Below are 23,099 nucleotides of genomic sequence, written 5' to 3'. Positions count from 1 at the left end.
AGCAGCAGCGCAGTCATGGCGCAGGCGGTGGAAGAGAGTAAAAAGGAGCAAACGGCAATGCCCGGCGAACAAAATCCATTCAGTCAACCCAGTGATTTAGCGTTTCAGACCCCTAATTTTAACCGTATTAACGACCAGGATTACCTGCCAGCAATAGAAGCCGGCATCAGGCAAAAGCGCGAGGAAGTACAGCGCATTGCAGATAATCCGGCAGCGCCAACCTTTGAGAATACCTATGAAGCGCTGGAGAAGAGTGGCCTGATGTTAAGGCGCGTAACCAACGTTTTCAGCGCCATGACTGCCGCCAATACTAACGATCGGCTGCAAAAAATTGATGAGCAGACTGCACCGCTGTTGGCGGCGCTGGATGATGAGATCAAACTCAACAGCAAACTGTTCGCCCGACTCGATCGGGTTTACCAGCAGCGCGATACGCTTCAGCTGTCAGCCGAGGCGCGTCGCCTGGTAGAGGTCAACTGGCAGGCTTTTAAGCTGGCCGGCGCCACACTCTCGGAACAGCAAAAGACCCAGCTGAAAGCACTGAATCAGGAAGCCGCCACGCTCAGCACTCGCTTTACCAACCGTCTGCTGGCGGCGACCAAATCCGGCGCGTTAGTGCTGTCCGATAAAGCTCAGCTGGAGGGGTTAAGCGCCGGTGAACTGGCTGCGGCATCTGAGGCGGCCAGCCAGCGTGGCCTGCAGGATCGCTGGTTACTGGCGCTGCAAAACACCACGCAACAGCCCGACCTACAAATCCTCAGCCAGCGTGCGACGCGGGAAGCGTTGTTTAACGCCTCGTGGTTACGGGCAGAAAAGGGCGATGATAACGATACGCGTCAGCTGATTGCTCGCCTGGCGAAGGTGCGCGCCGGGCAGGCGCAACTGCTGGGCTTCAAAACCTACGCCGAGTGGAAATTACAGGATCAAATGGCGAAAACGCCGGATGCCGCGCTGAGTTTTATGCGTGAGATTGTGCCAGCAGCTACCGCCCGCGCCAGGCGTGAAGCGGCGGATATTCAGGCGGTGATCGATAAACAGCAGGGCAATTTTAAACTTGCTCCGTGGGACTGGGCTTTCTACGCCGAACAGGTTCGCCGCACCAAATACGATCTGGATGAATCGCAAATTAAGCCGTATTTCGAGCTGAATAACGTGCTGCAAAACGGTGTGTTCTATGCGGCGACCCAACTTTACGGCATCACCTTTAAACAGCGCGACGATCTGCCGGTTTATCATCCGGACGTCAAAGTGTATGAGGTGTTTGACGAAGATGGCCGCTCTATTGCGCTGTTCTATGCCGATTTCTTTAAGCGCGATAATAAAGGCGGCGGTGCCTGGATGGGCAATTTTGTCGAGCAGTCAAAACTGTTGGGCAGCAAACCGGTGATTTATAATGTCTCCAATATCAGCAAACCGGTCGCTGGCCAGCCTGCGCTGCTGTCATGGGATGAAGTGATCACACTTTTCCACGAATTTGGCCATGCGCTGCACGGCATCTTTGCCGATCAGCAATACCCGGGCCTATCCGGTACGGAAACCCCGCGTGATTTCGTTGAGTTTCCCTCTCAGTTTAATGAACACTGGGCCAGTGACGAGCAGGTGTTTAAACACTTCGCTCGCCATTATCAGAGTAATGAACCGATGCCGCAGGCGCTGCACGACAAGATCATCAAAGCCAATAAATTTAATAAAGGCTATGATATGACCGAACTGCTGTCGGCCGCGCTACTGGATATGCACTGGCACAGCCTGACGGCGAATGAACCATTGCAGGATGTTGATAACTTTGAGCAAAGCGCCCTGAAACAGGATAATATCGAACTGTCAGAGGTTCCGCCACGCTATCGTTCCAGTTACTTCCAGCATATCTGGGGCAATGGTTACGCCGCCGGATATTACGCCTATTTATGGACTCAGATGCTGGCCGATGATGGCTTTGAATGGTTCCGCGAGCACGGTGGGCTGACACGCGAAAACGGCCAGCGCTTCCGCGATATGATCCTCTCGCGCGGTAACAGCAGTGATTTGCGCCAGCTGTATCACGACTGGCGTGGGCAGGAGCCGCAAATCGAGCCAATGCTGATTAATCGCGGACTAAAGTAATATCAATAAGGGCGGCCTGCGCCGCCCGGACCACAGGATGGTTGGCTTAATGATCACAATTTTTACCGTATCCCGACGCAAATATTTACTGGCCGCCGCCGGGCTGGCTATCGTCTCGCTGTTCTCATCCACAGCAGTGTTGGCCGCTCAGCCGGAAACGCTGGCTGCTCAGCTCAGTGCTCTGGAGTCATCGGCCAACGGCCGTCTCGGTGTGGCACTGATTGACAGTGGATCATCGCGTCAGCTCAGCTATCGCGGCGACGAACGCTTCGCCATGACCAGTACCTTTAAAGCGCTTGCCGCTGCCGCTGTGCTGCAACGCAGCGTGCAACAGCCCGATTTACTGGATAAGCGCATTCATTATCAACAGAGCGATCTGGTGACCTATTCGCCGGTGACGGAAAAGCATCTGCAACAGGGAATGACCGTTGCTGAACTCGGCGCAGCGGCGGTTGAGCTGAGTGATAACTCGGCGGGCAACTTTCTGCTGCGCGAAATCGGCGGTCCGCAGGGTATTACCGCACTGGCACGCAGTTTAGGGGATAATCAGACCCGTCTGGACCGCTGGGAAACCGCGTTAAACAGTGCCATCCCTGGTGATCTGCGTGATACCTCAACGCCCAAAGCAATGGCGACAAATTTACATCAGCTGGCGTTGGGCAAGGCATTGCCCGCTGCTCAGCAGCAAATGCTGATTCAGTGGTTAAAGCAGAGTAAAACCGGCGCACAAAGCATTCGCGCGGGCGTGCCGGCAGGCTGGCAAGTGGGCGATAAAACCGGAGCGGGTGACTACGGCACCACCAACGATCTGGCGATCCTCTGGCCACCACAGGGCGAACCGCTGGTACTGGCTGTCTACTTTACTCAGCAGCAGCCGCAGGCTGAAGCGCGCCGCGATGTGCTGGCCAGCGCCACCAGGCTGGTGCTGGCGGCGTGGGAAAAACAGTAATCTGACTGGGCCAGCTTATTCCAGTGGCCCACCGAGAATGGTTTCACACATGCCGGAAAGAATGCGTTCGCCGGTTTCCTGTTTCAGCTCCTGATACCACTGTTCGGTAACTGCCATCTCTTTACCGTGGGTTACGTCACAGCGTTTGCGCGCCTTAAGCACCAGATCTTTTACCCGCCATGCGCGTTTTTCCTGATAACGCAGCAGCGCATCTTCAATTCCCAGCGAGTTGGTCTGCAACGCCGTCGCCAGTACAATCGCATCTTCCATTGCCGCACAGCCGCCCTGACCAATATCCGGCGTGGTGCTGTGGCCCGCATCGCCGAGCAGTGCGACCCGGCCTTTCACCAGTTGCATAAAAGGTTCGATATCATGAATTTCAATCCGGTTAGTGGTTTCCGGATTAATACTGGCAATCAGCTTTTGCACCGGCGCGGCCCAGCCAGCGAAATAACGCTGTAAGTCGTCACGAACCGTGCTGCGATCTTCCTTCAGTCCTGTTGGCAACGGCACATCAAAGAAGAAGTAGAAGCGATTGCCGCTGACCGGCATCAGGGAGACACGCTTGCCTTCACCGACAAAGGTAGTCCATTGATCGGCGGGGGCAATTGAGGAGTCAATCTCAACCAGCCCGTTCCAGTTAACGTAACCGGCATAGCGGCGTTCGGTACGATAACCCAGAACGTGCTGGCGGATAACCGAGTGGGTGCCATCTGCCGCAATCAGCAGATCGCCGTGGGCTTCAGTGCCATCATCAAACCAGGCAGTCACCCCAGCGGCTGATTCTTCGATATGGGTCACGCGTTTACCGAATTGCACCGCATCGCGACCATAGGTATCCAGCAGCATCGCCTGTAATTCCGCGCGTGCTACCGGATAAGGGCGTTCGCCAACGCTTTCGATTAGCGGATTGATACTGAAGCGCGTCATCGTCTGGCCATGCAGATAGTCGTGATAGGCCATGTAATGCATCGGTCCGCCCAGCGCGCGCAGTGGCTCTTTCATACCCAGCCAGTTAAGGCATTTCACGCCATTTGGCCAGATTGAAATCGCGGCGCCGACCGGTTTGATCTCTTTCACTGCCTCGTATACAGCAGTTTCAATACCAAAACGCTTCAGCGCTATCGCTGCGCACATACCGCCAATTCCGCCACCAATCACGATTGCTTTCATTACATTCTCCTTAAAGTCTGTAATCTGAAAAGCAATTTTTGTACCAGTTTGCCGGGCCAGCGTCAGGGGCTTATATACAATGTCCGGCGTGCCGTTTGCGCGATGCTGGGGCGCTACGCTGGCGCAATGAACTATGTTGGTGCGATATTCCGGCAGATTGTTTTCACTGGCCTAATTCGGCAGACTTTTTACTGCGCAAACCAGCATAAGCCTATCCGGCAGCTGTATCGTGGCACTGGCTTTCCAGCAAGCCGGGAAACATCTTTTGTACCGTTTGTTTATCAATTCTGAGCTGTAAGCTATCGGTATTTAATACAGCACGAATGACCGAGGTACTGATTTTTATATTATTAATGTACATCGTCATATTCTGGTTTAAATATTCGCGAGAAAGCTGAGTTAGCCGGCTGCTGGCCTCTGACTGTAATGTAATATCCAGCCTGACGGTAGCTGGATTATCCTCATCTTCCTCTTTAACTTTCAGCGTTAGCTGTTTGAAATCACAGGAAGAGTTGAAATTAATTTCAGCGCCATGCGTACCGGCAAAACTCGGTGAGGAGAGCAGTAAGGTGGCCAAAAGCACAGCGCCTCGCATCATTTTCATCATGATAAACTCCATTTATCAATAGGTTATAGGATAATGTATCGCAGCTAAGTTCACCGCTCATGGGACGGTCAATACTCACATGAATATCTGGTTTTATCATTATGCAGTGGGTTTATGCAATATCGTTCAGGCAATAATAATGTTAACTCATCTTCAATAAGGTCTTCAGCTGACAATAAAGTGACTTTTGCTTTACTCATCTTTTCATCCTGATCTATTGATTCTGGAGTCGGCTCCAGAGTTTATAATCAGTGCAAATTAAAACAACGCAGGAAAAATTTAACGTCTTATCCGATATTTATTATTGTCGATGGATACTGTTTTACCAAAAAGGAGTTGGTATGAATATCACTATTATTGGCTGTGGTCACGGGGGCCAGGCGCTGGCGGCTCATCTGTCGCTTGCCCGCCACCGGGTAACACTGTATGCCGATGAAGCCCATCCGGGTTTTATCGATGGTATCTGCAATAATACTATTACTCTGAAAGGAAAAATCGACGGTGAGGCCACCATTGCTCATCTGACAAAAGATATTGCTGCTGCTTTAGCCGACGCCGAAGTAATTTATCTCTCATTGCCGACCAATGCGCATCTGGAGCAGTTCAGAAAAATGCTGCCATGGCTTAAATCAGGCCAGATGGTGATTACACTGGCCGGGAACTTTAGCGGGTTATATTTCTATCGAGAGCTGGTTCTGACGGGCAGAAAAGATGATATTTATCTGGCTGATATCGCCTCATTACCCTATGCCTGTCGCACGCTGTATGCAGGAAAAATAGATGTTATTGATATCAAACGTTCTGTTGATATTGCAGCAATGCCATCAAAGCACACCGGCATTATTGTAAACAAGATTTGTGGACATTTCCCCAGCGAATTAACCGTCAGTGAAAGTCTGTTAGAATCAGGCCTGAATATTACCAGCGCTATTAGCCATCCGGCAATTATGCTGATGAATGCCGGCAGAATAGGAGAGGGCGAAGACGAGTTTTATTTCTATAAACAAGGTATTAGCCGCGAAATAGCCAACATTATCGAGCAACTGGATAACGAGCGGCGAAAAATAGGCCGACTGCTGGGATTTTCGCTACCAGGCTATCTGGACATTATGGAGAAATTTTACGCCGTCAAGCACGCGTCTTATTATGATTTTTTTACCCAATCTCGGGTGCATAATCAACAAAAGCTTTGCCCAACCGCCGTCAGCAACCGCTATCTGTCTCAGGATGTTCCTTACGTGATGGTTCCCTGGCACAGCCTGGGTTTACATCTGGGCTACGAATCGACAGTGATGCGCTCAATCATTGATTTAACGTCGGTTTTAAATAATAGCTGTTATTACCGTAATGGCCGATTGCTTAGTGAAGATTTCTTCTGCCATATGAGCAGCAGCGATATCACGCAATATATGAAGACCGGCGATTAAAGTTGAAAGGAAAGCCGCCATTTAAAGGGAGCAGGGATTAATATGGCTGAGAAAAGCCCGCCCGCCAGTAATCAGCAGTATCATAAAGCGGTTTTATTTATGATTATCTCTTATCTGAGCATCGCCATTATGGGAGTATTTGTTAAACTCGCCGCAGAGACTATTCCGTCGAGTGAAGTTCTTTTCTTCAGGTTTTTTATCGGTCTATTGTTTATCTTACCACTGATCGTAATGGATAAAGGCTTCAGTTTCGGCATCACACAGCCCGTTTATTTTGCCATAAGAAATATTGCCGGGCTGATGAGTATGTTGCTGATGTTTTATAGCCTGAAAGCACTCCCAGTCTCAACCGCCATGCTTTTAATGAATACCTCAACTTTTTTTGTGCCACTGTTTGTCTTTCTGCTGTGCGGAGAAAAAACCACGTTTAAAGTCGTGTTCTTAACCATCTCAGGATTTATCGGGGTATATATTATTGCGTTATCACCTCAGGAGGAGATGGCACCAACTTATATCCTGATCGGGCTGGCCGGCGCGGCATTTGCTGCGCTGGCCTATACCGGGATAAATCAACTCAGTAAACATCACTCGGCATTACAGATAGTGTTCTGGTTCTATCTGATGAGCAGTATGATATTGCCGGTGGTAAGTGGCTATCATTGGGTTATACCATCATGGTATGAGCTATGGCTGTTGATTATGGTGGGGTTATCCGGCCTTATCTTTCAGCTATTTATAACCCGGGCACTAAACTGTAGAAATCTCACCGCCGTAACACCTTTTATCTTCACCGGTGTTATTTTTGCGACCTTACTGGACTGGGCGATCTGGAACAATATACCGGCGGTGCAATTTTGGCTGGGCGCGGCGGTAATTATTACTTCAGTCAGCCTGCTGGCGCTAAGCAAAAAGCGGCAGATTTAAATTGTCTGAAGCCGTATAGCTACGTGAAATCTGCAAGGTCAGGGTAGGGGAAAGCGCTCAGATTTCACGTAGCGCAACCAAAACAAACGGCGCTTTAACCGATTCCGCATTGCATAACCGCGCCATGGACAGTAAGGTGGGCGCAATTTCTCAGATTCACCGGACATTCACTATGAACACACACGCCTCAAAAGATCCGTTACATGGCATCACGCTGGAAGCGTTGCTCAACGCCTTAGTGGCACGTTATGGCTGGGCCGAGCTGGCGCAGCGTATCAATATCAACTGCTTCAAAAGCGATCCCAGCATCAAGTCCAGCCTGAAATTTCTTCGCCGTACGCCATGGGCACGTAAAGAAGTGGAAGAACTTTATATTGATTCACTGAACGAGCCTGAAGCAAAAGCTGAGATCCCGGCCGATAGTCCATGGGCAAACTGGAAGACTAAATAGCAAAGTCACGGTAATCAGGGTTTGGTTTAAGCAGCGTATTATTATCAGTGTGTAGTATCTCGTTTGATTCAGTGCTTAACACGTTCAACCTACGGAAAGGATTTGATATGAAAATGACAACCATTGCTGCATCTCTGGCTGTAGCCGGTTTCTTCTCCGCTGCGAATGCTGCTACCACAGATAATATTGCGGTGTATTCTACAGTTAAATCGAATGGCTCGATGTCGATTGCCGGTAAAACTGCCTACACCAAAACCTTTGAGGTCATGTTGGCTAAGTTATCAGGTGATGACATTGATTTATCAAAGCTATGCTTAAAAGCTTACTCGCCAGATAACAAAGAGTTCAAACTCGACACGGTTGATGAAGGCCTGAGTTCCGGCTTGTTGAAAGAAGGAAAGCCGGTTAAAGGTATCGCTATGTTTGCATCTGAAAGCGATGCGGTTTCCCAGGCCGCGCTGGTGAAAATCTCTGACGATTGTAAGTAATCTGATTAAGCAGCCTGAGGGCTGCTTTTTTTATAACTTGCTATTACGACTGTCACGGTGCGCATAATGTATATTATGTTAAATTGAATATGAACAACCCATAATCACTCCTCAGCTCACGTCACCTGATGCTGTTGCGGTTAATGACCTCCCTTACCCCTTGAACCCTGACAGCGGCTTTTTTCAAGTCGGATATCATTTTTTCCAATTGCAGTTTCCTTTCCCCATCCCAGCCGCCGGTAGAATTCAGCCGCGCGCGTTGTTTTTCCTGTTTCCAGCCAGATAACGGCGTTGGTAACAAACAGCGCTTTTTCAGCCGCCAACACCAACTGTTTACCAATTCCGCGACCTTCGTATTCTGGCAGCATAAAGGCAGCGAACAGATAGCCTTCCTCGTGCACAACCATGGTGAAACCAACAATTGCCTCACCGTCAGTGGCGACCCAGGCGCAACGCGAAGCAACAATCATCGCTTCGACAGACTCTTCAGTAATCCCTAATGCTTCAAGCTCTGCCCGCGTCAGCGCGTTTTCTTTAACGGTAATGCGGATGTCAAAAATTCCTTTAACATCTGATGGCAAAGCATCTCTGATTTGTATCGCCATAACTCTATTTCTCTTCCTGAAGGTGGTTGGAGTTCATCAGTGACCAGGTTCATTACTAACATCTTGAATTTTAGCTGTATTTTACAATTGATCGCGCTACGTGAATTCTGAAGATTTAGCAGTAGACCAGTGAGCAAGAATTTACACAGCAGCGCCAAAAAACACCTTCACCCTGCCCTTTAATTAAACTTTTATTACTTTTTCTTTGCTGAAAATAGCAGCAATAGTGCCAACGCTCACTAAATCAACAACATATTGATTCATAGGCAAAAACGTAAACAAATCTAAACAAAATTAATTATTGAGTCGGGAAGTAAAAAGCCCTATATTGGCCGCGTTTTTCATACTGTAGTTACCTTAAACTTAATTTAATACAACGGTGGCGTCACTGACAGCCTAAGTTGTGGGAGTGATATGATGACGGATAAAGTCCGTATTGATACTTTAGGTGCAGATTCATTAAACAGAAACAATGAAGCCTATTTAGCGCGCCAAGCTGAATTTGAATCAAATGTCAGAAGCTATCCACGTAAATTGCCGTTCGCGATTGCGAAAGCCCAGGGCGTCTGGATTACCGACGTAGAAAACAATCAATATCTTGATTGCCTGGCTGGTGCCGGAACGCTGGCGCTTGGACACAACCATCCTGACATGCTGCAGAGCATCCAAAATGTCATTACCAGCGGCTTGCCGTTACATACTCTCGATCTGACAACGCCATTGAAAGATGAGTTCTCAGCTTACCTGCTCTCTTTGCTGCCGGGACAAGGTCAGGATTATTGCCTGCAGTTCTGTGGTCCATCGGGTGCCGATGCGGTTGAAGCTGCACTGAAGCTGGCTAAAAAACATACCGGCCGTAGCGGTGTGATCAGCTTCTCCGGCGGCTACCATGGCATGACCCACGGCGCGCTTTCGGTCACCGGCAACCTGTCGCCGAAAGAAGCGATCAATGGCATGATGCCAGAAGTCCAGTTTATGCCTTATCCGCATCAGTACCGTTGCCCGCTGGGTATCGGCGGCGAAGCTGGCGTTAAAGCACTCACTTACTACTTCGATAACCTGATCAATGACGTTGAAAGCGGCGTTCGCAAACCTGCGGCAGTGATCCTTGAAGCGGTTCAGGGCGAAGGCGGTGTTAACCCGGCTCCGGTCGAATGGCTGCAGCGCATCCGCAAAGTGACTCAGGAACATGGCATTCTGCTGATTCTTGATGAAGTTCAGGCTGGTTTTGCCCGTACCGGTAAATTCTTTGCCTTTGAACACGCCGGCATTGAGCCAGACATCATTGTTATGTCTAAAGCAGTCGGCGGTGGTTTACCGCTGGCGGTATTGGGCATCAAAAAGCAGTTTGACGCATGGGAACCCGGCCATCATACCGGTACTTTCCGTGGCAACCAGCTGGCGATGGCCACCGGCCTGACGACTCTGAAATATCTTAAAGATAATCAGGTTGCAGATAAAGTCGCCGCGCAGGGTGAATGGCTGAAAGCTCAGCTGGCTGAAATGCAAAAACGTTATCCGGTGATCGGTCATATTCGCGGTCTGGGCCTGATGATTGGCATCGAGATTGTGAAACCGGATCAGGCTCAGGATCATATGGGCTGCTATCCGGCTGATGCTGAGTTATCTGCCCTGTTGCAGAAAAAATGCTTTGAGAACGGCTTGATTCTTGAGCGCGGCGGCCGTAATGGTTGCGTGCTGCGCCTGCTGCCATCACTGCTGATCTCCAATGACGAACTGGCTATTTTCCTGGATAAATTTGAAAACGCCCTGCTCGCCGCTGGCGTCAAACCTGTCTGAGTGGAGTGAATTTGATGTCCAGGCCAAACCCAATTCTGGCGGCCTCAGCGCAAAGCACTGAGGCATACCAGCAAGCCATCGCTCAGAGTAGTGAAGCGGTGGTGCAGTGGCTGCAACAACCTGAGATGTATCAGGGTAAAAGCGTTGCGGAACTGCGTGAGCGTATTACGCTGGATTTCAATCCTCAGGGCCTGGGTAACCAGGCCGCGATTGAACGTGCGATTGAATACTTTTTAAAAGACAGCCTGTCAGTGCATCATCCACAGTGCGTGGCACACTTGCACTGCCCAAGCCTGGTGGTAAGCCAGGCTGCTGAGGTCTTGATCAACGCCACTAACCAAAGTATGGATTCATGGGATCAAAGCCCATCAGCCACTATCATCGAAATGAAGTTGATTGAGTGGTTGCGTACTCAGGTGGGTTATCAGCCTGGCGATGCTGGCGTGTTCACCAGTGGTGGCACCCAAAGTAACCTGATGGGTCTGATGCTGGCGCGTGATGCCTTCTTTGCTCGTCAGGGGCATTCGATTCAGCAAGATGGTCTGATTGGTAATCTGCGTAAGATTAAAGTGTTATGTTCTGAAAACGCGCACTTCTCGGTCCAGAAGAACATGGCGTTGCTGGGTCTGGGTTATCAATCCGTCACGCTGGTAAAAACCGATAAGTTCGCGCGTATGGATCTGAACGATTTAGCTGAAAAAGTGGCGCAGGCCCAGGCTAATGACGAACAGATTCTGGCGATTGTCGCCACTGCCGGCACCACTGATGCTGGCGCAATCGACCCACTGCGTGCGATTGCCGTGCTGGCTGCCGAGCACAACATCTGGCTGCATGTGGATGCTGCCTGGGGCGGCGCGCTACTGCTGTCTGAGAAATACCGCGATTATCTGGATGGCATTGAATTAGTGGACTCCATTACCCTGGACTTCCACAAACAGTTCTTTCAGACCATTAGCTGCGGCGCGTTTCTGTTAAAAGAAGCCCGTCACTATGAGCTGATGCGCTATCAGGCGGCCTACCTGAACTCTGAGTTCGATGAAGCGCAGGGTGTGCCAAACCTGGTATCGAAATCGTTGCAGACCACTCGCCGTTTTGATGCTTTAAAACTGTGGATGGGCCTCGAGGCATTAGGGCAAAAACAATACGCTGAGATCATCGATCATGGTGTGACTCTGGCACAGCAGGTTGCGGAGTACGTTGAGCAGCAAGACGCGCTGGAACTGGTTATGCAGCCACAACTGGCAAGCGTGCTGTTCCGTTATCGCCCGCAGCAACTGGCAGACCAGGGTGATGCGGCCGTGGCGCTGCTGAACCAAAAGATTGGTGATGCATTGCTGGATTCCGGCCGCGCTAATGTTGGCGTGACGGAGTTTAATGGTGTCACCTGCCTGAAAGTGACATTGTTAAACCCAACGGTTAGCCTGGATGATATTAAACTGTTGCTGGATCTGGTTGAGCACACTGCTCAGCAACTGCTGAAAGTTTAATTCTCCCCCGCTAATTAGCTGCAATTTAAAAGCCGATGATATTATCATCGGCTTTTTATTATTTATCACACGCCGCCGGACGCTTATTCTTTTTTGTATATTGTCGATTTATAACTCAGAGACTCTGCTGCGCGCACGATATCTTTTGGCCTAAAGTCCGACTCAAATGTTCTGTGAGTATGAATTTTACCCCCCAGAATTTTATCAGCGCTGGCAACATACTCAGAACAAAAATCATCGATTAAGGCCAGCTTAATTTTCTGCCGCCTGCTTTCACCCGCCTTCGATTGTGAGAAGCAAACAACAATAAATAAAAACAGGGTCGATAAGAAAACAGCAAAACTAATCCAACCATCACCAATCGGCGAGCAACTCATTGAAAAGGTGCAGTAAAAAAACCTTCCACAGGCAAATAATCCATTGGTAATAATCAATATTGTTATTATGCTAATCACGATTCTGTTAATACCTGAGATGCCCGCTCTTTTCAGGTTATAACCACTGTTTTTTTTAAGCCTGTAAGAGAAGTTATCCATCAACTCAAGAAAGGAATCAGGATTAATGCCAAGACCAGCAACGTTCTCAGGCCGCTTCAACAGCTTAACGCTAACAATATCAGCAGATGTTAACTTATCGCTGAGTCGTGTTTTCACAATGGTGCTATCAGCGGCGGGATATTCATAAATACAGTACGTACCCTGCTCCTTTTCAGCACTAACAATGGCAACGTGAGAGTAGCGACTCCAGGTAAATAATCTGATAAACAGCCCGCTGCTACTGACACCTTCAAAAGCCAGAATATCGCCTGGCTCGACATCATGCGCTATCCTCTGCGAATTAAAGACTTTGCTCTTCACACCATAAATCCATTCAGCGAACTTCTGTATTCTGGATGTAGACACCGTTAATCCCTATTTGCAAACTAAGGCAAGCCGCTTCGAATCCGGCTTCCCTGCCCTTGAAATGGTTATAATGTCAGAAAATTTGATCTGCTGCATCGAGGAAGACATGCAGAGACTTCGCTCAGCGTGTAGTATGTCAGGCATGAGTAGTGTGCCGTTACCGACGGTAGCTGGATATTTTCAAAAGACATAATGAGAGATTTACCGATGGATTCATCGACTGGACGTCCCGTTAAGATCCTGTCCGTTTTTGATTTTGATGGAACACTGACCCACCACGACAGCTTTATTCCATTTCTGCGCTTCGCTTTTGGCAGGCGTTTTTTTGCCCGCCGCGTGGTGCGTCTTGCCCTGCCAACTTTGCGTTGCATGCGCAGAAAACTCACCCGTGATGAGCTGAAAGAAGTGCTGATCAAAACATTCCTTACAGGGGTTGATGAGCACTGGGTCCGAGAGCAGGCTGAGGCCTTCTGCCAGGCAAACTGGAGTAAACTGATGCGCCCTGCCGGTTTGCTGGCGGTGGCGGCGGAAGTCAGTTCCGCTGCCGAAGTGACGATTTGCTCCGCTTCACCGGCGCTGGTATTACAGCCTTTCGCCGATCGCCTGGGGATCAAACTGATTGGCACCCAGCTGGAAGTGAAAGACGGCGTGCTCACCGGTCGTATCACCGGCCACAATTGCCGCTGCGGGCAAAAGGTGAAACGACTGGAAAGCGTCTATGGTCAGCTGAGTGATTATCATCTACGGGCCTGGGGCGACACCCGTGGTGATTACGAACTGCTGGCCGCCGCTCAGGATCCCCACTGGCGTCATTTCCATCCGGCATGGTCAAAACGACGTTCACCACTGGCAAAGCTGCGGATGAGCACCATTTCCTGACGGTAGCCTGACGCACAGCCTTTGTCATGGGCGGCGAAAACGCCGGCGCTACAGCAGAGAGAATGTCTTTTCTATCTCAGAATTCGCTTCTGTCTGGCAACATCCAGCCAGTCGCGAAATTCAGTTAACAGCATATCGTAGAGATGTTCGTCGGTAATGCTGTCATAGTTGTCGATGGGGAAAAAATGGGTATTATCGACCAGCCGATCGGTAAAGGAATCCAGTTTTTCCAGGATGCCGTAGTTGCTGCCACCCAGCCCGACATACTTCCAAAAAATCGGTAACTGCGCGGACTCGCGGATAGCTTCTTTTATCTGGCGAGTTTTACTGATTCCACCGTCGGTGATAAACACCACAAATACCGGTTGCGGCGAATCACGGAAGCTATCAATAATATCCTGCATCACCGGCGGTTCATTATTGGTGCCACCGAGCCCCGGCAGGATCTCCCACGCACCCTTGTTACCGCTGTTTTGCAGCCACTGCACATAGCCGTCCAGATTATCCAGCGTCACGTCCCGATACTTTTTAAATTCAGTGGCGAAACCCCAAATATCCATTGAGCCGTCGTCGTCAAACTGCACCGCCAGCGCAGCGATGCGCTCCAGCACTTTCTGAACATTGCCCTTTCTGAACTGAGCGGTCATTGAACCTGACGCGTCCAGCACAAAGGCCACCCTGGCTTTAACATCGCTAAGCCGATGTTTTTCCAGACTAACGCGGATCGGTTTAGCCAGGCTGACCAGATGTGGGGCCTTCTCCAGTTTCTTTTCAAGACTGACCGTTGATTGTGCCGGAGCTGACACCGGCTGAGCGACATCAACGCCATAATTTAACGCCAGCGGCTCCAGCCCGCCAGTGAATCCCTGCCCCAACGCCCGTAATTTCCATTTGCCGGCATGACGATAAATCTCGGCGACAATCAGTGCTTTTTCCGCACGCCCTGCCGTTTCAACGGTGAATTCGGCAATATCCTGTGCCGTAAAGGTTAGTTGTTGTAATCCGGCAATGGAATCCGCACCGTCAATAACCAGCGTAATGGCAATTTTCCCGATCGCGGCATCGATGTTGTTTAAATCCAGCGTGATGCTGCTGCCTTGCGCGGCGGTTTGCAGTACCACACTTCTGTTGGCGCTGGCTGGCTGATTAAAGAAAATAAAATCCGCATCGCCGCGTACTTTACCTGATTCATTCAGCATAAAAACGGCGCTATCGGCTTCGCTGTTAAAGCCTGGCTTAGCGGAATACTGTAAGGTCAAAGTGAGCTGTGTTCTCTCAATGACCAGGTTCTGACCGGATTGCAGAATCATTAATGTCATCTCCTTTAGCCAGAAAGCAGCATATTATGAAGAACGGACATAAAAAACCCCGGTCAGGCCGGGGTTTTGCGCTTGCAGCGAATATCAGACATTCACGCCATGCTGAGAGGCCAGTGCAGACAGTCCACCAGCAAAACCCTGGCCAACCGCTTTAAATTTCCATTCAGAGCCGTGGCGATACAGCTCACCGAACACCATCGCGGTTTCGGTGGAGGCATCTTCTGACAGATCGAAACGAGCGATTTCTGCGCCGTTGTCGTTGTTATAGATGCGCATATAGCTGTTGCTGACCATGCCGAAGTTCTGCTTACGCGTTTCTGCGTCATAAATGGTGACGGAGAACACCAGTTTCTTCACTTCTGCCGGCACTTTAGCCAGATCAATTTTGACCTGCTCATCATCGCCATCGCCTTCGCCAGTGCGGTTATCGCCCTGGTGCTCAACAGAACCACAGCTGCTCAGCTTGTTGTTAAAGAAGATAAAGCTGCTGTCGCTCAGCACTTTACCATCTTCACCCACCATAAAGACGGATGCGTCGAGATCGAACGCCTGTCCGTCGGTGACACGTGCATCCCAGCCCAGACCCGCCATGGCGATATTCATGGTTGGTGCTTCTTTAGTGAGGGATACGTTACCGCCTTTAACCAGAGAAACTGCCATTGTAAAGCTCCTGCTTATATTGATGGGATTCGGGCAGCGTGACGCCGCCCGTCTTGCGATAAAGCGCTGTTGTTATCAGGATGCGTTAATGCCGTACTGCGCACAAACGGAACCGAGGCCACCAGCATAACCCTGGCCTACCGCACGGAATTTCCATTCGGTATTGTGACGATACAGTTCGCCGAACAGCATCGCGGTTTCGGTTGAAGCATCTTCAGTCAGGTCATAACGAGCAACTTCAGATTTGTTGTCGTCATTGACCAGACGGATAAACGCGCCGGAAACCTGGCCGAAGCTCTGACGACGTGACTGCGCATCATGGATAGTGACCACGAAGACGATTTTGTCGACGTCAGCTGGAATCAGATCCAGTTTGATTTTAAGTGATTCGTCATCGCCATCACCCTCCCCGGTACGGTTATCGCCAGTGTGGGTAACGGATCCTTCAGCAGAGGTCAGGTTATTATAGAAAATGAAGTCCGCATCACCGCGAACTTTACCGCTTGCCGACAGCAGGAAAGCAGACGCGTCCAGGTCAAAGTCCTGACCATCGGTAGAACGTGCATCCCAGCCGAGGCCAACCAGAACATTTTTCATGGTTGGAGCCGCTTTGCTCAGGGAAACATTACCGCCTTTGGATAGAGAAACGCTCATTGTAATCACCTCTTAATTAAAGATTTTTCGAATTTATCGTCAGAAATGAGATTAGTTCTCTTTCTTCTCTTCGGCATCGGCTTTACCCGGGAACATCACGCTTAAGATAATCCCCACCGCCAGCACGCCAAGCACGACAAACAGACTCGCTGTCGCTGAAATGCTGTAGCCATGATGCCAGATATGATCGGTGGCATTAAGTCCCAGTTTCACCGCGATAAAGAACAGCAGCACGATAACCGCTTTCTCCAGGTGAACCAGATACTGTTTCAGCGCTTCCAGCACGAAGTAAAGGGTACGCAGGCCGAGGATCGCGAACATCATCGCACTGTATACAATCAGTGGCTCACGGCTGACGGCGATAATCGCCGGAACCGAGTCAAAGGCGAACATCACATCGGATAATTCGACCACCGCCACACACAGCATCAGCGGCGTAGCGTACAGCGCTGCTTTAGTACCACGACCCACGGTGACATCTTTGTTTTCCGGTTTCGCCAGCTCTTCGTCAACTTCTTTCTGGTTAATCAGAAAGGCATTGCCCTTCAGTTTCGGCCAGATCGGGAAGAAGCGTTTCACCATTCGATAGGCAAGGTGCTGAGAGTAATCTTCGATTTCATCACTGTCGTCGCCGCTTTTCAGCATCATTACCGCGGTCCAGGCGACGATCAGCGCAAACACGATTTCGACGTAAGGGCCGAGGCTCAGTAGCCCGGTACCAATCGCCACGAAGATCCCCCTGAACACGATGGCACCGATAATCCCCCAGTAGAGAACACGGTGACGATAGCGATCCGGTACGGCAAACCATGAGAAGATCGCCATCATGACGAACAGGTTATCGACTGACAGCACTTTTTCCAGCGCGTAACCGGTAACAAACAGACTTGCCACCTCAGCACCGTGGTGTATATAGAGGAAACCGGCGAATGCCATCGCCACAAACACCCAGAACAGCGACCACAGTGCTGCACTTTTCAGTGAGATCGGTTTATCACCGCGGTGCATAAACAGATCGATAAAGATGGCTCCGACAGCCAGTGCAACGAAGACAATGACTGTTTCAGTCGGAAAGCCGATATGCGTGGATACCATAGTTAACCCTTAAGGATATTACATCAAAGGCCGAATTCAGCCGGTTCAAAGCCCAGAGCAATAGCGATTTCACGTGCGGCTTTTTGTTCATCCGGGTCGAAGTTGCCATCACTTTTCGCTACTGCGATACCTACCCTGACAGCAAGCTGAGCCGCTTCAGGTTGATCTTTAAGGGCCAGAATGTACTTCATGGTCTCGCCCTTACCGATTTCAATGTCGAAATCAAAGCTGGTGACAAGTTTATTGAAGAACTCAATCACCTCATTGGTTTCAAACACTTTTAACTCTTCAGATGATTTTAAAAAGCCAATCATCTTCTGTTTTTCTTCCGCGCTGACGCCATCACTGGAGACCGCAATACGCGCGCAGACCGCTACCGTACCCTGCATAAACTTTTTGTTTTTATAGCGGCTAACCTGTTTGGTCAGTTCTTCACGGCTGGCGGTAAATGCGCCTTTAACTCTGTTGAAAAAACTCATGGTGAAATCCTCTGTCAGTCATTACTTGGAGCCCGCTTTCCAGCGGAATCCCCAGCCGAAGGCTTGATCCATCTCGGCATGGCCATTAAAGAACTGGTTGATACGTTCGACTTTAATATTGCCGTTCTCATTAACCAGTCGCGCGATAGCACACAAATTGCGGCGGTCCTGTCCTTCGGTCATTCGCGTTTCAATCGGTGGCTGATCCGGCATATGAATGGTGACGACGCCATCGGTCTTATCCCAGCTGGCGACACCTTCATAAATAAAGGCATATATCAGCACTTCGCGAATGTGTTTCCACTCGCGACCGTTGATATGCAGCCACTCACCGCTGGTCACTTCACCGGTGCGGTCATCACCCTGCAATTCGACGAAGGGTTCGCTGTTCAGGCGGCCAAAGTTGTTGCCTAACGCCTGAATCACACCTTTCGAACCGTCGCTCAGTTCAACAAAAGCACCAAGGTCGAGATCGATGCCTTTACTGCCGCCACCAAACAGCGAGCGCAGTCCACCCTGTGGGGTACTGCCACGTTGCCAGTTAAGGTTGATGCGGATTTCGCCAAAGTTGTCGCGTTTCGTCAGGCTGATTGCCGGCTTTTCTTTGGTCAGGGAAACCTTACTCAAATTAATCTTTTGCGCAGCAGGCGCTGGCGCGGGTGTCGGTGACGGTGACGGTGACGGTGACGGTGCGGCAGAAGGCGCAGGCGCATCAGCAATGTCCACACCAAAATGCTCAGCCAATGGCTTGAGTCCACCGTTAAATCCTTGCGCCACAAAACGGAATTTCCAGTCGTTATTGCGACGATAAAACTCACCGAGGATCAGCGCGGCTTCCTGGCGGCCATTCAGCTCGACGGTACCGCTCAGCTGCACCTGGTTAGCCGATTCAATCTGGATCACCAGGCGTTGCAGACCGGCAACGGTCTGATTGCCGTCGCAGGTGACGGTAAACGCGACTTTTTGCACTTCCGGCTTAAGACGGCTGAGATCGACGGCAAACGCTGAATTGTGGCCTTCTGTCGTCAGGCTGATGGTACGGTCATCGTTTACCGGCTGACCATAAAACACCATATCCGCATCACCGTTCACTTTACCGCTGGCAAACAGACGAAAAGCAGAGGCGTCAACCTGCGCACCCGACAGTACGCGTACGGTCAGCGGCCCGGATGAAACAGGGGCATTGCCCCCCGGCGTCATATTCATTAGCGCACCACTGCGGCAACGATATCGCTGTGCATGTCGTCAATAGTCCGACCGCTACAGGCTTTACCCAGCGCGGTGAAATCCCACTGACCGTTGTTACGTTGTAATGCCGCGATCACGATCCCGGTATGGGCACCCTGCTCCGTCAGCTGATAACGGGCCAGCTCTTTACCGGCCTGGTCGACCACGCGGCAAAATGCATTTTCAACGTCATTAAAAGTCTGACCACGGAAACTGTTAACCGTGAAAGCCAGATACTCAACCTGAGGCGCCAGTCGTGCCAGCTCGACGTTGATCACTTCGTCATCACCGTCGCCTTCACCGGTGAGGTTGTCACCGCTATGGATCACCGCACCACAGGAGGATTTAAGTTTACGAAACCAGATGGTATCGATTTGATTGCCTGACTTATCCAGCAACACACAGCCAGCATCAAGGTCAATTGAATCACTGCCGCCGCCGAACAGCTTACCCATAAATCCTTTCTTTTTGATTGGATCCCAGCCTAAACCAAAATGCAGTTTGTTAAGCGCAGAAGATTGCTTGCTGAGTGATACTGTCTGGTTCTTGGTTAATGAAACCATTGTCTTATATCCTTCAAAGTGGTATTGAAAAAAGTAGCGTTCTTTTACACCATAATCCATGAGCTGAAAATCATATCATGATGAAGTAGTTGAACAAGTCAATTTTTGATGAGTATTTTATATTTTATGTATAGATGGTTGTTTTTACTCAATTATTTAAGTTTAATTCCTGTTAAAAATATTAAGAAAAAGGCGTTTTTTACCCATTATCTTCACTGATTTTAGCCAGGTAATCATAAATCATATTATGATTGACATGGTTATTTGCTCTACATACACTCGTCACTATTCGCTGCTTCACCATGCCCACTACGGAAATCATCAGAAATGACAGCTAGAATCTGGCTTATGGAAGGCTTGTCCTCCCAGCGGGATATTATTCAGGGCATCAACGCATTCACGACCCGTCATCAGGCCGACGTTGAGGTTTTCGCCTCTCACCGCTATCAACGTAACGAAATTCTCTCGCAGGCTGATTTTGCACTGCTGGAGCCAGCGGATGAGCAGCAGCGTCTGGCTTTCATTATTGACACCGTAAAAAAGCATGCCATCCAGGCCATCCACACCGGGCGTAATACTCAGTGGTTTGAAACTCAGCGCACCGCTATTGAAGTCTGTGGCGTCACCCTGGTAACCGGCGCAACCGGTGCGGACTTACTGGCGCTGGCCGATGACAAAGTGGCCTTTGCTCAGCTGATGGAAAAGCATGGTTTACCGGTGGTGCCATCGATAGCCGTTACCTCTATCGCAGAACTGCGTCAGCTGATCGCCGCTTCCCCTTTTTCCGCGCAGCCACTGTGCATTAAGCCGGTAAAAGGTATTTATGGCATGGGATTCTGGCGTTTTGATGACAGCGTCTCGCCAATGGCGGGTTTTACTCATCCGGAAAGCCGCAAGGTTAATACCCGTCGTTATCTGAATGCGCTGGAAGAGTCAGGCAGCTTTGAACCGCTGGTGCTGATGCCGTATTTACCCGGGCCGGAGTACTCGGTCGATATTCTGGCGGAGCAAGGCAAGGTGCTGGCGGCGGTGGCGCGTCGCAAAGAGGGCGCGCTCCAGTATCTGGAAAACAGCGGCGAAGCTTTTGAGCTTGCCAGACATTGCGCGCAGCTGATGGGGGCTGATGGGCTGGTGAATGTCCAGACCCGTCACGACAGCAGTGGCAAACCGCTGCTGCTGGAAATCAATATGCGACCTTCCGGCGGCATTGGCTACACCCGCTTCAGCGGCGTCAATCTGCCGGGACTGTTTGCGTTCCGTCAGCTTGGGCTGATGAGTCAGCAAGCGGTTTCCGATGAAGCCAGCCGGGCGTTCTCACCCGCTACGGTGCGCTCCGTCACCGACGTGATCAACTACAGCACGGCGTTGCCTAATTTCATTCAGTAAGGATCACCATCTTGAACCATCTCCATGGGCCGACGCCTTATTGCCGGACGCTTTCCTGCGGTACGCTGAGCGTCACCCCGCGCGGCGACGCGGCGGCACTCGATCAGTTGTTCGACATTGCCGAGCGGCGTAATCCAAAACGTGCCTTTCTGTTTGTCAGCAAAGTACTGGGCCGACACATTCCGGTCAGCCCTGGCGTCATGCGCGCGGTCTATCGTCAACTGGCCGAACGGTTTCCCTCGGTTTCACCTGGCCCGGTGCTGTTTATCGGTATGGCGGAAACCGCCGTCGGACTGGGTGCAGGCGTCTTCGACGAAATGCGTCAACAGCTAGATGAATCAGTTTATCTGACCTCGACGCGTCATCCGGTGGCCGGTGAACTGCTGTGCGAGTTTAAAGAAAATCACAGCCATGCGACCGATCACCTGCTTTATCTGCCGCAGGATGCGGAACTGCGCCGCCGGGTACTGGAAGCACGCACCCTGGTGCTGATTGATGATGAAGCGACCACCGGCAACACCTTTATTAATCTGCTCGAAGCACTGAAGAATGATGGCGGATTACAGCATATCGCCGAGGTGATTACCGTCACTCTCACCGACTGGAGCGGGGACGCTGTCGCGCAGCGCTGCCCGTTGCCGGTGCAGAGCGTTTCGCTGGTGCAAGGCGACTGGCACTGGCAGCAAAAACCCGATGCGCCAGTACCGGTCATGCCTGATGTTAATGTCTCCTCAAGCGGCAGCGTGGCAATCAGCGGCAAACAGAGCTGGGGACGCCTGGGTATGGCCCAGCCAGCCGCCGATCTCGGCATCGGGATTCAGCCAAAGGCAGGAGAAAAAATTCTGGTGCTCGGCAGTGGCGAATTCGTCTGGGAACCGTTTCTGCTGGCAGAGCGGCTGGAAAAACTCGGCGCAGAGGTTAAATACAGTTCTACTACCCGTTCACCGATTGCCATCGGTTTCGCCATTCAGTCGGCAATTGCCTTTACCGATAACTATGGGCTGGGAATTGCTAACTATGTCTATAACGTGGCCGATCAACAGTTTGACCGTATTTTGCTCTGTACTGAAACCCCGGCAGACAGCGTTGACCCCCTTTTAATCGCAGCCCTGAGAAAAGTGGCTCCCGACGTTGAGATTATTTGCTATGAGTAAACCGGTTATTTTTTCAGATCTGGACGATACTTTGTTTCAGACCCGACGCAAAATGGTCGATGAACTGAACCTCGAGCCGTTCCGTACTGGCGCCCTTGACCGCAGCCTGCAGCCGCGCAGTTTTATGACTGAAGAGCAGGCGATGCTGGTTGACTGGATGCTGGAACACGGCGAGCTGATTCCGGTAACGGCCAGGGGTACAGAAGAGATAAGTCGGGTCAAAATCCCCTTTCACTCCTGGGCAGTCACCACTCACGGTGCGGTGATCCTTAATCCGCAAGGGGAACCTGATCCACAGTGGCAAGCGATAATGCTGGCAGCGCTGCAACCCTATGCCGCTGAATTGCTGGCGATGCAGCAAGCCATCACCGACTTAATGGCGGCGCGTAATATTGATGGCTGGGCGCGAATTAATTACGAATACGCTGAGACGCCGGTTTATCTGGTAATGAAGCACTGCGACAGTACTCGTCTTGATGAGCTGTACGCCATTGCGGATGAGATTGAACAGCTGTTTCCGACCGAAGGCTATTACATCCATCGCAACAGTAATAACGTTGCCTGGCTGCCGGTGGTGGTAGAAAAAGGGCTGGCAGTGAGTTACCTGCTGGAAAAACTGCGTAACGAGCGCGGGGTATTTCCAGTGATTGGCCTCGGTGACAGCCTGAGCGATCACCGCTTTATGAAACTCTGTAGCTGGTATGGCTTGCCGCGTCAGAGTCAGTTTGCTGAGAAGATAAGTCGTACCCTTTTCGGAGAACAATAAT

The 23,099-nt window shown here is 50.6% G+C and carries 24 protein-coding genes; 12 read left to right on the top strand and 12 right to left on the bottom strand.

Translation table 11 applies throughout. The features are described 5' to 3' along the window. Positions 1 to 15 precede the first annotated feature (15 nt). Together dcp and bla are read left to right on the top strand one after the other, a co-directional pair. Entirely contained in the window at positions 16 to 2,103 is a 2,088-nt protein-coding gene (gene dcp / locus ACP3TC_RS10815; protein WP_426818266.1) for a peptidyl-dipeptidase Dcp, read from the top strand. Between the two features lie 49 nt (positions 2,104 to 2,152). After that, a complete protein-coding gene (gene bla, locus ACP3TC_RS10810; protein ID WP_390902516.1) occupies positions 2,153 to 3,052 on the top strand; it encodes a class A beta-lactamase in 900 nt (299 codons plus the stop codon). A gap of 15 nt (positions 3,053 to 3,067) precedes the next feature. On the opposite strand, the gene hpxO is transcribed toward bla, so the two are convergent. The 3 genes from hpxO to ACP3TC_RS10795 form a co-directional block, all read right to left on the bottom strand. Further along, positions 3,068 to 4,225: an FAD-dependent urate hydroxylase HpxO gene (gene hpxO, locus ACP3TC_RS10805; protein WP_313857464.1), complete on the bottom strand. Its 1,158-nt coding sequence runs from the start codon at positions 4,223 to 4,225 to the stop codon at positions 3,068 to 3,070. A gap of 211 nt (positions 4,226 to 4,436) precedes the next feature. Continuing rightward, the gene (locus ACP3TC_RS10800; protein WP_313857465.1) at positions 4,437 to 4,832 is read right to left on the bottom strand and encodes a hypothetical protein; all 396 of its coding nucleotides are present in this window, start codon (positions 4,830 to 4,832) and stop codon (positions 4,437 to 4,439) included. A gap of 68 nt (positions 4,833 to 4,900) precedes the next feature. After that, positions 4,901 to 5,032 (bottom strand): hypothetical protein, encoded by a 132-nt coding sequence (locus tag ACP3TC_RS10795; RefSeq protein WP_313857466.1) that lies wholly within the window; start codon positions 5,030 to 5,032, stop codon positions 4,901 to 4,903. Positions 5,033 to 5,173: 141 nt separating this feature from the next. Here ACP3TC_RS10795 and ACP3TC_RS10790 point away from each other — a divergent pair, with 141 nt between their 5' ends. From ACP3TC_RS10790 to ACP3TC_RS10775, 4 genes are all read left to right on the top strand, one after another. Next, the gene (locus ACP3TC_RS10790; RefSeq protein WP_426818209.1) at positions 5,174 to 6,259 is read left to right on the top strand and encodes an NAD/NADP octopine/nopaline dehydrogenase family protein; all 1,086 of its coding nucleotides are present in this window, start codon (positions 5,174 to 5,176) and stop codon (positions 6,257 to 6,259) included. Between the two features lie 42 nt (positions 6,260 to 6,301). After that, positions 6,302 to 7,183, top strand: coding sequence for a DMT family transporter (locus ACP3TC_RS10785; protein ID WP_426818208.1), 882 nt, complete (start codon positions 6,302 to 6,304; stop codon positions 7,181 to 7,183). Positions 7,184 to 7,355: 172 nt separating this feature from the next. Beyond that, positions 7,356 to 7,634 (top strand): VF530 family DNA-binding protein, encoded by a 279-nt coding sequence (locus tag ACP3TC_RS10780; protein WP_426818207.1) that lies wholly within the window; start codon positions 7,356 to 7,358, stop codon positions 7,632 to 7,634. Positions 7,635 to 7,741: 107 nt separating this feature from the next. Further along, positions 7,742 to 8,122 (top strand): DUF4354 family protein, encoded by a 381-nt coding sequence (locus tag ACP3TC_RS10775; RefSeq protein ID WP_313857471.1) that lies wholly within the window; start codon positions 7,742 to 7,744, stop codon positions 8,120 to 8,122. 140 nt (positions 8,123 to 8,262) lie between these two features. Here ACP3TC_RS10775 and ACP3TC_RS10770 read toward each other — a convergent pair whose 3' ends face one another. Continuing rightward, a complete protein-coding gene (locus ACP3TC_RS10770) occupies positions 8,263 to 8,727 on the bottom strand; it encodes a GNAT family N-acetyltransferase (RefSeq protein WP_426818206.1) in 465 nt (154 codons plus the stop codon). Positions 8,728 to 9,144: 417 nt separating this feature from the next. Between ACP3TC_RS10770 and ACP3TC_RS10765 the strand changes: the two genes are divergently transcribed. Further along, entirely contained in the window at positions 9,145 to 10,527 is a 1,383-nt protein-coding gene (locus ACP3TC_RS10765; RefSeq protein ID WP_313857715.1) for a diaminobutyrate--2-oxoglutarate transaminase, read from the top strand. Positions 10,528 to 10,541: 14 nt separating this feature from the next. After that, positions 10,542 to 12,014, top strand: coding sequence for a pyridoxal phosphate-dependent decarboxylase family protein (locus ACP3TC_RS10760; protein WP_426818205.1), 1,473 nt, complete (start codon positions 10,542 to 10,544; stop codon positions 12,012 to 12,014). An 83-nt stretch (positions 12,015 to 12,097) separates the two neighbouring features. On the opposite strand, the gene ACP3TC_RS10755 is transcribed toward ACP3TC_RS10760, so the two are convergent. After that, the gene (locus tag ACP3TC_RS10755) at positions 12,098 to 12,871 is read right to left on the bottom strand and encodes a hypothetical protein (protein WP_426818204.1); all 774 of its coding nucleotides are present in this window, start codon (positions 12,869 to 12,871) and stop codon (positions 12,098 to 12,100) included. Positions 12,872 to 13,123: 252 nt separating this feature from the next. On the opposite strand from ACP3TC_RS10755, the gene ACP3TC_RS10750 reads away from it, so the two are divergent. Beyond that, complete coding sequence (locus ACP3TC_RS10750) at positions 13,124 to 13,795, top strand: HAD-IB family hydrolase (RefSeq protein ID WP_313857476.1); 672 nt, start codon at positions 13,124 to 13,126, stop codon at positions 13,793 to 13,795. Between the two features lie 71 nt (positions 13,796 to 13,866). Here ACP3TC_RS10750 and ACP3TC_RS10745 read toward each other — a convergent pair whose 3' ends face one another. The 7 genes from ACP3TC_RS10745 to ACP3TC_RS10715 all read right to left on the bottom strand — a co-directional run bounded on the left by ACP3TC_RS10745 (position 13,867) and on the right by ACP3TC_RS10715 (position 19,792). Next, positions 13,867 to 15,105, bottom strand: coding sequence for a vWA domain-containing protein (locus tag ACP3TC_RS10745; RefSeq protein WP_426818203.1), 1,239 nt, complete (start codon positions 15,103 to 15,105; stop codon positions 13,867 to 13,869). A 93-nt stretch (positions 15,106 to 15,198) separates the two neighbouring features. Beyond that, entirely contained in the window at positions 15,199 to 15,774 is a 576-nt protein-coding gene (locus ACP3TC_RS10740) for a TerD family protein (protein ID WP_313857479.1), read from the bottom strand. Between the two features lie 75 nt (positions 15,775 to 15,849). Beyond that, positions 15,850 to 16,428 (bottom strand): TerD family protein, encoded by a 579-nt coding sequence (locus tag ACP3TC_RS10735; protein ID WP_313857481.1) that lies wholly within the window; start codon positions 16,426 to 16,428, stop codon positions 15,850 to 15,852. Positions 16,429 to 16,479: 51 nt separating this feature from the next. Continuing rightward, positions 16,480 to 17,523, bottom strand: a complete 1,044-nt coding sequence (locus ACP3TC_RS10730) for a TerC/Alx family metal homeostasis membrane protein (protein WP_313857483.1) — start codon at positions 17,521 to 17,523, stop codon at positions 16,480 to 16,482. Between the two features lie 23 nt (positions 17,524 to 17,546). Beyond that, entirely contained in the window at positions 17,547 to 18,002 is a 456-nt protein-coding gene (locus ACP3TC_RS10725; protein WP_313857484.1) for a tellurite resistance TerB family protein, read from the bottom strand. Positions 18,003 to 18,023: 21 nt separating this feature from the next. Then, positions 18,024 to 19,208 (bottom strand): TerD family protein, encoded by a 1,185-nt coding sequence (locus ACP3TC_RS10720; protein WP_426818202.1) that lies wholly within the window; start codon positions 19,206 to 19,208, stop codon positions 18,024 to 18,026. Continuing rightward, entirely contained in the window at positions 19,208 to 19,792 is a 585-nt protein-coding gene (locus ACP3TC_RS10715; RefSeq protein WP_313857486.1) for a TerD family protein, read from the bottom strand. Before ACP3TC_RS10715 ends, ACP3TC_RS10720 begins: the two co-directional genes overlap by 1 nt. A gap of 327 nt (positions 19,793 to 20,119) precedes the next feature. Between ACP3TC_RS10715 and ACP3TC_RS10710 the strand changes: the two genes are divergently transcribed. From ACP3TC_RS10710 to ACP3TC_RS10700, 3 genes are read left to right on the top strand one after another with little or no spacing between them, the layout of a single operon-like run. After that, positions 20,120 to 21,178 carry an ATP-grasp domain-containing protein gene (locus ACP3TC_RS10710; RefSeq protein WP_426818201.1) on the top strand — a complete coding sequence of 353 codons (1,059 nt, stop codon included), beginning with the start codon at positions 20,120 to 20,122 and terminating at the stop codon, positions 21,176 to 21,178. Positions 21,179 to 21,189: 11 nt separating this feature from the next. Next, positions 21,190 to 22,332 (top strand): phosphoribosyltransferase domain-containing protein, encoded by a 1,143-nt coding sequence (locus ACP3TC_RS10705; protein ID WP_426818200.1) that lies wholly within the window; start codon positions 21,190 to 21,192, stop codon positions 22,330 to 22,332. Beyond that, positions 22,325 to 23,098 carry a hypothetical protein gene (locus ACP3TC_RS10700; protein ID WP_313857490.1) on the top strand — a complete coding sequence of 258 codons (774 nt, stop codon included), beginning with the start codon at positions 22,325 to 22,327 and terminating at the stop codon, positions 23,096 to 23,098. The genes ACP3TC_RS10705 and ACP3TC_RS10700 overlap by 8 nt, the downstream gene beginning before the upstream one ends. Position 23,099: the final 1 nt, after the last annotated feature.

Origin of the sequence: Winslowiella sp. 2C04 (assembly GCF_050037805.1) — a bacterium.
In the GTDB taxonomy this organism is placed as follows: Bacteria; Pseudomonadota; Gammaproteobacteria; order Enterobacterales; family Enterobacteriaceae; genus Erwinia; species Erwinia toletana_A.
Note: the sequence above shows the minus strand (reverse complement) of the source record. Positions and strands in the feature narration are given on the sequence as shown.

Excerpts from the sequence above, each read along its gene's own strand:
- ACP3TC_RS10770 (WP_426818206.1), bottom strand. The coding sequence starts at position 8,727 with ATGGCGATACAAATCAGAGATGCTTTGCCATCAGATGTTAAAGGAATT.
- ACP3TC_RS10775 (WP_313857471.1), top strand. The coding sequence starts at position 7,742 with ATGAAAATGACAACCATTGCTGCATCTCTGGCTGTAGCCGGTTTCTTC.
- ACP3TC_RS10715 (WP_313857486.1), bottom strand. The coding sequence starts at position 19,792 with ATGGTTTCATTAACCAAGAACCAGACAGTATCACTCAGCAAGCAATCT.
- ACP3TC_RS10725 (WP_313857484.1), bottom strand. The coding sequence starts at position 18,002 with ATGAGTTTTTTCAACAGAGTTAAAGGCGCATTTACCGCCAGCCGTGAA.
- dcp (WP_426818266.1), top strand. The coding sequence starts at position 16 with ATGGCGCAGGCGGTGGAAGAGAGTAAAAAGGAGCAAACGGCAATGCCC.
- ACP3TC_RS10780 (WP_426818207.1), top strand. The coding sequence starts at position 7,356 with ATGAACACACACGCCTCAAAAGATCCGTTACATGGCATCACGCTGGAA.
- ACP3TC_RS10750 (WP_313857476.1), top strand. The coding sequence starts at position 13,124 with ATGGATTCATCGACTGGACGTCCCGTTAAGATCCTGTCCGTTTTTGAT.
- ACP3TC_RS10745 (WP_426818203.1), bottom strand. The coding sequence starts at position 15,105 with ATGATTCTGCAATCCGGTCAGAACCTGGTCATTGAGAGAACACAGCTC.
- ACP3TC_RS10700 (WP_313857490.1), top strand. The coding sequence starts at position 22,325 with ATGAGTAAACCGGTTATTTTTTCAGATCTGGACGATACTTTGTTTCAG.
- ACP3TC_RS10765 (WP_313857715.1), top strand. The coding sequence starts at position 9,145 with ATGACGGATAAAGTCCGTATTGATACTTTAGGTGCAGATTCATTAAAC.
- ACP3TC_RS10740 (WP_313857479.1), bottom strand. The coding sequence starts at position 15,774 with ATGGCAGTTTCTCTGGTTAAAGGCGGTAACGTATCCCTCACTAAAGAA.
- ACP3TC_RS10790 (WP_426818209.1), top strand. The coding sequence starts at position 5,174 with ATGAATATCACTATTATTGGCTGTGGTCACGGGGGCCAGGCGCTGGCG.
- ACP3TC_RS10720 (WP_426818202.1), bottom strand. The coding sequence starts at position 19,208 with ATGAATATGACGCCGGGGGGCAATGCCCCTGTTTCATCCGGGCCGCTG.
- ACP3TC_RS10760 (WP_426818205.1), top strand. The coding sequence starts at position 10,542 with ATGTCCAGGCCAAACCCAATTCTGGCGGCCTCAGCGCAAAGCACTGAG.
- ACP3TC_RS10710 (WP_426818201.1), top strand. The coding sequence starts at position 20,120 with ATGACAGCTAGAATCTGGCTTATGGAAGGCTTGTCCTCCCAGCGGGAT.
- hpxO (WP_313857464.1), bottom strand. The coding sequence starts at position 4,225 with ATGAAAGCAATCGTGATTGGTGGCGGAATTGGCGGTATGTGCGCAGCG.
- ACP3TC_RS10800 (WP_313857465.1), bottom strand. The coding sequence starts at position 4,832 with ATGATGAAAATGATGCGAGGCGCTGTGCTTTTGGCCACCTTACTGCTC.
- ACP3TC_RS10735 (WP_313857481.1), bottom strand. The coding sequence starts at position 16,428 with ATGAGCGTTTCTCTATCCAAAGGCGGTAATGTTTCCCTGAGCAAAGCG.
- ACP3TC_RS10795 (WP_313857466.1), bottom strand. The coding sequence starts at position 5,032 with ATGAGTAAAGCAAAAGTCACTTTATTGTCAGCTGAAGACCTTATTGAA.
- ACP3TC_RS10785 (WP_426818208.1), top strand. The coding sequence starts at position 6,302 with ATGGCTGAGAAAAGCCCGCCCGCCAGTAATCAGCAGTATCATAAAGCG.
- ACP3TC_RS10730 (WP_313857483.1), bottom strand. The coding sequence starts at position 17,523 with ATGGTATCCACGCATATCGGCTTTCCGACTGAAACAGTCATTGTCTTC.
- bla (WP_390902516.1), top strand. The coding sequence starts at position 2,153 with ATGATCACAATTTTTACCGTATCCCGACGCAAATATTTACTGGCCGCC.